Source organism: Streptomyces sp. NPDC059567 (genome assembly GCF_042735655.1).
Lineage (GTDB): Bacteria > Actinomycetota > Actinomycetes > Streptomycetales > Streptomycetaceae > Streptomyces.
This window is the reverse complement of record NZ_JBHWBS010000180.1, coordinates 1-5,931: the sequence shown is the minus strand read 5'-3', so window position 1 is coordinate 5,931 and position 5,931 is coordinate 1. Positions and strand designations below refer to the sequence as shown.

Sequence of the window (5,931 nt, the reverse complement as noted above, 5' to 3'; positions counted from 1 at the left end):
GGGACGTTCCGCGGCCCGCCGACTCCCGCTTCTGCTGCGATAAGGCCATCAGCCCTTGGCCACCAGGGCCTTGAGCGCGATGTTGAGCTGGAGGACGTTGACTCGGGGCTCGCCGATGAAGCCGAGGATCCGGTCGTCGGTGTGGTCGGCGACGAGCTTGTCGACCTGGGCGACGGTGAGGTTGTTCTTCTCGGCGACGCGGTGGACCTGGAGCTCGGCGTACTCCGGGGAGATGTGCGGGTCCAGGCCGGAGCCGGAGGAGGTGACGGCGTCGGCCGGCACGTCCTCGGGCTTGACCGTGTAGCCGGGGACCGAGTTGTCCTTGACCACGGCGGCCTTCGCGTCCTTCACCCAGGTGATCAGGTCCTCGTTGTCGCCGGACCTGTTGGTCGCGCCGGAGAGGATGATCGAGTACTGGGTGTTGACGCTGTTGGAGCCCAGGCCGTTGGAGGGACGCGGCTGGAACCACTTCAGGTCCGGGACCGCCGCCTCCTCGGCGTCGTCCGGGTTCTGCTTCGGCAGGTTGTACGTCTGACCGATGAGTTCGGAGCCGACGACCTTGCCCTCGCTCGTGATCTCGGAGCCGTTGGCCTTGTCGTTGAACGCGACCTGGGCGATGCCCGTGACGGCCAGCGGGTAGAGCACACCCGTCACCACGGTCAGGACGAGGAGGGCGCGCAGGCCCGCCCAGAGCAACCGCCCTGCGTTTCCTACGGAGTTGTTCATGATCAGCCGATTCCGGGGATGAGGGAGATGAGGAGGTCGATGATCTTGATGCCGATGAACGGGGCGATCAGGCCGCCGAGACCGTAGATCCCGAGGTTCCGGCGGAGCATCTTGTCCGCGCTCGTCGGCCGGTACCGCACGCCCTTCAGGGCGAGCGGGACCAGCGCGACGATGATCAGCGCGTTGAAGACGACGGCGGAGAGGATCGCGGACTCCGGCGAGGACAGGCCCATGATGTTGAGCTTGTCCAGCGACGGGTAGGCCACCGCGAACATCGCGGGGATGATCGCGAAGTACTTGGCCACGTCGTTGGCGATCGAGAAGGTGGTGAGCGCGCCCCGGGTGATGAGGAGCTGCTTGCCGATCTCGACGATCTCGATGAGCTTGGTCGGGTTGGAGTCCAGGTCCACCATGTTCCCGGCCTCCTTGGCGGCCGAGGTTCCGGTGTTCATGGCCACGCCGACGTCCGCCTGGGCGAGGGCCGGAGCGTCGTTCGTACCGTCGCCGGTCATCGCGACGAGCTTGCCACCGGCCTGCTCGCGCTTGATGAGGGCCATCTTGTCCTCGGGGGTGGCCTCGGCGAGGAAGTCGTCGACGCCCGCCTCCTCGGCGATGGCCTTCGCGGTCAACGGGTTGTCACCCGTGATCATGACCGTCTTGATGCCCATGCGGCGCAGCTCGTCGAACCGCTCCCGCATGCCCTCCTTCACGACGTCCTTCAGGTGGATGACGCCGAGGACGCGGGCGCCCTTGTCATCCTCGACCGCCACCAGGAGCGGCGTGCCGCCGGCCTGGGAGATCGTGTCGTTGAGCGCCTGGGCGTCGTCGGAGACGGTGCCGCCGCGCTCCTGCACCCAGGCGACGACCGAGCCCGTGGCGCCCTTGCGGACCTTGCGGCCGTCGACGTCCACACCCGACATGCGGGTCTGGGCGGTGAAGGCGATCCACTCGGCCTGCGACAGCTCGCCCTGGTGGCGCTCGCGCAGGCCGTACTTCTCCTTGGCGAGGACGACGATCGAGCGCCCCTCGGGCGTCTCGTCGGCCAGCGACGACAGCTGGGCGGCGTCGGCCAGTTCGGCCTCCGTCGTGCCCTTGACCGGGACGAACTCCGACGCCTGGCGGTTGCCGAGCGTGATGGTGCCCGTCTTGTCCAGCAGCAGCGTGGAGACGTCACCCGCGGCCTCGACCGCACGGCCGGACATGGCCAGCACGTTGCGCTGCACGAGCCGGTCCATGCCGGCGATGCCGATCGCGGAGAGCAGGGCGCCGATCGTCGTCGGGATGAGGCAGACGAGGAGCGCGGTCAGGACGATCATCGAGGTCTGCTCGTCGGCGCCGGCGTAGATCGCGAACGGCTTCAGCGTGACGACGGCGAGCAGGAAGACGATGGTGAGGGACGCCAGCAGGATGTTGAGGGCGATCTCGTTCGGGGTCTTCTGCCGGGCGGCGCCCTCGACCAGGTTGATCATCCGGTCGATGAAGGTCTCGCCGGGCTTGGTCGTGATCTTGATGACGATCCGGTCCGACAGCACCTTCGTACCGCCGGTCACGGCCGAGCGGTCGCCGCCGGATTCGCGGATGACCGGGGCCGATTCGCCGGTGATGGCGGACTCGTCGACGCTCGCGACACCTTCGACGACGTCACCGTCGCCGGGGATGATGTCGCCGGCCTCGCAGACCACCAGGTCCCCGATGCGCAGCTCCGTACCCGGAACGCGCTCCTCGTTCTTCCCGACGAGGCGGCGGGCGACCGTGTCGGTCTTGGCCTTGCGGAGCGTGTCGGCCTGCGCCTTGCCGCGGCCCTCGGCCACGGCCTCCGCCAGGTTGGCGAAGATCGTGGTGAGCCAGAGCCAGGCGGTGATCGCCCAGCCGAACCAGTCGCCCGGGTCCTTGACGGCCAGGACGGTGGTGACCACCGAGCCGACCAGCACCACGAACATCACGGGCGACTTGACCATCACGCGAGGGTCGAGCTTCTTGATCGCGTCCGGGAAGGACTTGATCAGCTGCTTGGGGTCGAACAGACCCCCGCCCACACGTCCGGCCGGCTGGTGCCCGGCGGACAGGTCGCCGTGCGGCACCTTCGCCGAATCGGTGGTAGACGTCTGCTTCACAGCGTCCTCTTGCTTCTTTACGTCGATGGTCATGCCGCGAGCCCCTCGGCGAGCGGTCCCAGCGCGAGGGCCGGGAAGTAGGTCAGACCGGTGATGATCATGATCGTGCCGACCAGGAGGCCGGTGAACAGCGGCTTCTCGGTCCGCAGGGTGCCCGCGGTCTCGGGGACGGGCTTCTGCTCGGCGAGCGAGCCGGCCAGCGCGAGGACGAACACCATCGGCAGGAACCGGCCGAGCAGCATCGCGATGCCGATCGTCGAGTTGAACCACTGCGTGTCGGCGTTCAGGCCCGCGAAGGCGGAGCCGTTGTTGTTGGCGCCGGAGGTGAAGGCGTAGAGGATCTCGGAGAACCCGTGCGCGCCGGAGTTCGTCATCGAGTTCGCCGGGGTGTCCAGGGCGAACGAGGCCGCCGTGAAGCACAGCACCAGCGCCGGGGTGACGAGGATGTAGCAGGCGGCGAACTTGATCTCGCGCGTGCCGATCTTCTTGCCCAGGTACTCGGGGGTGCGGCCGACCATCAGACCGGCGATGAACACCGCGATGACCGCCATGATCAACATGCCGTAGAGGCCGGAGCCCACACCGCCGGGCGCGATCTCGCCGAGCTGCATCCCCAGCATGGTGATGCCGCCGCCGAAGCCGGTGAACGAGGAGTGGAAGGAGTTGACCGCACCCGTGGAGGTGAGGGTCGTGGCCACGGCGAAGATCGACGAGCCGCCGATGCCGAACCGGGTCTCCTTGCCCTCCATGGCGCCGCCGGCCAGGTCGAAGGCCGGACCGCCGTGGTGGAACTCGGTCCACATCATCAGGGCGGTGAACCCGAGCCAGATCGTGACCATCGTGGCGAGGATCGCGTAACCCTGCTTGAGCGAGCCGACCATGCGGCCGAAGGTGCGGGTCAGCGCGAACGGAATGACGAGGATCAGCCAGATCTCGAAGAGGTTGGACAGACCGTTCGGGTTCTCGAAGGGGTGGGCCGAGTTGGCGTTGAAGTAACCGCCGCCGTTCGTACCCAGCTCCTTGATGACCTCCTGGGAGGCGACCGCGCCACCGTTCCACTGCTGCATGCCGCCCATGAACTGGCCGACCTCGTGGATTCCGGCGAAGTTCTGGATCGCACCGCAGGCGACCAGCACGAGCGCGCCCACGACCGAGATCGGCAGCAGGATGCGCACGGTGCCGCGCACCAGGTCGGACCAGAAGTTGCCCAGCTCACCGGTACGCGACCGGGCGAAGCCGCGCACGAGCGCCACCGCGACCGCGATGCCCACCGCGGCCGAGACGAAGTTCTGCACCGCGAGGCCGCCGGTCTGCACGACGTGGCCCATGGCCTGCTCGCCGTAGTACGACTGCCAGTTGGTGTTGGCCACGAAGGACGCGGCCGTGTTGAACGCCTGGTCGGGGTCGATCGAGGCGAAGCCGAGCGAGCCGGGCAGTGAACCCTGCACCCGCTGGAGCAGGTAGAGGAAGAGGACGCTCACCGCCGAGAAGGCGAGGACGCCGCGCAGGTAGGCGGGCCAGCGCATCTCGGCGTTCGGGTTGGCACCGATGGCCTTGTAGATCCACTTCTCGACCCGCAGATGCTTGTCGGAGGAGTAGACACGGGCCATGTAGTCACCGAGCGGCCGGTAGGCGAGGCCGAGCGCGGCGATCAGGGCGAGGAGCTGGAGGACTCCAGCAAGAACGGGACTCATATCCGTACTCAGAACCTCTCCGGCTTGACGAGGGCGAGGACGAGATAGCCCAGCAGGGCGGCGGCCACGACGAGACCGACGATGTTCTCGGCAGTCACAGCTTGGCCACCCCCTTGGCGATGAAGGCCACCAGCGCGAAGACCGCGATCGTGGTGACGACGAAGGCCACGTCGGCCATCGTGAGCTCCTGAGTGAAGAACGGATTCTCGGACCACATGAGCAAAGCGCTTTTCGGCCAGGTCACGGCTTCCGTTAACGCGTCCCTGACGAGCGGAGGCGCGCTCTTGACGCGTCCTCTACGGGATTCGGTCGTGAGCCTCGGTTTGGGCCCGGGACCGGTGCTGTCATCGCGCGGTCAGCGGTCTGTCAGCGGGTCCGGACATCGTCGGGTCGGTCCGTCGGGCGCGCCGAGGGGCCGAGAGGGAGGGACGATGTCGTACGCGATCCGGGCCGAGGGCCTGGTCAAGCGGTACGGGGACACGGTCGCGCTCGACGGCGTCGACCTGGAGCTACGGGTCGGCGAGGTGCGGGCGCTGCTCGGCCCGAACGGCGCGGGCAAGACCACCGCCGTACGGATCCTGGCCACCCTGGAGCAGCCGGACGCGGGCGGGGCGACGGTCGGCGGTCACGATCTCGTACGGGACCGGCCACGGGTCCGCGACCTGATCGGTCCGCCGTTGCCCGGCGCCGGGAGGCTCGACGCGCTCCGTCGCCTCTTGGGCAGGCCCCGTGTGCTGCTCCTGGACGAGCCGGACGCCGGGCTCGACCTCCGTGCCCGCGAGGCACTGGGGGACGTCGTGCGGCGCCTGGCGGCGGACGGGAGCTCGGTGCTGCTCACGACGCAGCACCCGGAAGAGGCCGACGGCCTGGCCGACCGGGTCACCGTGATCGACCGCGGCCGGGTCGTCGCGGAGGGACGCCCCGACGAACTGAAGCGCCGGATCGGCGAGCCCTGGCTGTGGGTGCGACCGACGCTGCCCGGGGACGGGGCCGCGGTGGAGCGCATCCTGACGGAACTGGCCGGCGCCGCCCCCTCGCGCGACCGGCACTCCGGCCTGTTCTCGGTGCCGGCCTCCGACCCGATGCTGCTCTCCGCCCTGGTCCGCCGCCTCGAACGCGCCGGCATCGGCACCGAGGACGTGGGCCTGCGCCGACCGGGCCTGGACGAGGTGCTCCTGGCATTGACGAGGCGGGCGGGCTAGGGGGTGTCCGACCGTGCCCGACCGAGAACGGGGGAGACGCTGCGCATGGCCGCGCCGTGGGTGGGCAGCCGGTCCCCCTAGGGGGTGTCTTGCCGATCATGCCGGGCTCGCGACGCCTGGCACCGCTCCCCCAAGCTCTTCGAGCAGGGGGTACCCCCAGCCGCGTTGTCGTCGGTCGCCAACGTCCCCCGTAGC

At 69.0% G+C, this 5,931-nt stretch carries 6 protein-coding genes; 1 reads left to right on the top strand and 5 read right to left on the bottom strand.

Features of this window, described 5'->3' with window-relative positions; translation table 11 throughout:
- Positions 1-48: 48 nt before the first annotated feature.
- The 5 genes from ACFVZW_RS36545 to ACFVZW_RS36525 are packed head-to-tail and all read right to left on the bottom strand — an operon-like array spanning position 49 to position 4,751.
- Positions 49-726 carry a potassium-transporting ATPase subunit C gene (locus ACFVZW_RS36545; protein ID WP_384530831.1) on the bottom strand — a complete coding sequence of 226 codons (678 nt, stop codon included), beginning with the start codon at positions 724-726 and terminating at the stop codon, positions 49-51.
- A gap of 2 nt (positions 727-728) precedes the next feature.
- A complete protein-coding gene (gene kdpB / locus ACFVZW_RS36540) occupies positions 729-2,873 on the bottom strand; it encodes a potassium-transporting ATPase subunit KdpB (protein WP_384530829.1) in 2,145 nt (714 codons plus the stop codon).
- Complete coding sequence (gene kdpA / locus ACFVZW_RS36535; protein ID WP_384530826.1) at positions 2,870-4,534, bottom strand: potassium-transporting ATPase subunit KdpA; 1,665 nt, start codon at positions 4,532-4,534, stop codon at positions 2,870-2,872. The genes kdpB and kdpA overlap by 4 nt, the downstream gene beginning before the upstream one ends.
- Positions 4,535-4,542: 8 nt before the next feature.
- Positions 4,543-4,632: a K(+)-transporting ATPase subunit F gene (kdpF, locus tag ACFVZW_RS36530; RefSeq protein ID WP_361896819.1), complete on the bottom strand. Its 90-nt coding sequence runs from the start codon at positions 4,630-4,632 to the stop codon at positions 4,543-4,545.
- Positions 4,629-4,751, bottom strand: coding sequence for a hypothetical protein (locus ACFVZW_RS36525; protein ID WP_384530824.1), 123 nt, complete (start codon positions 4,749-4,751; stop codon positions 4,629-4,631). Before ACFVZW_RS36525 ends, kdpF begins: the two co-directional genes overlap by 4 nt.
- Positions 4,752-4,965: 214 nt before the next feature.
- On the opposite strand from ACFVZW_RS36525, the gene ACFVZW_RS36520 reads away from it, so the two are divergent.
- Positions 4,966-5,736 (top strand): AAA family ATPase, encoded by a 771-nt coding sequence (locus ACFVZW_RS36520; protein WP_384530823.1) that lies wholly within the window; start codon positions 4,966-4,968, stop codon positions 5,734-5,736.
- Positions 5,737-5,931 lie beyond the last annotated feature (195 nt).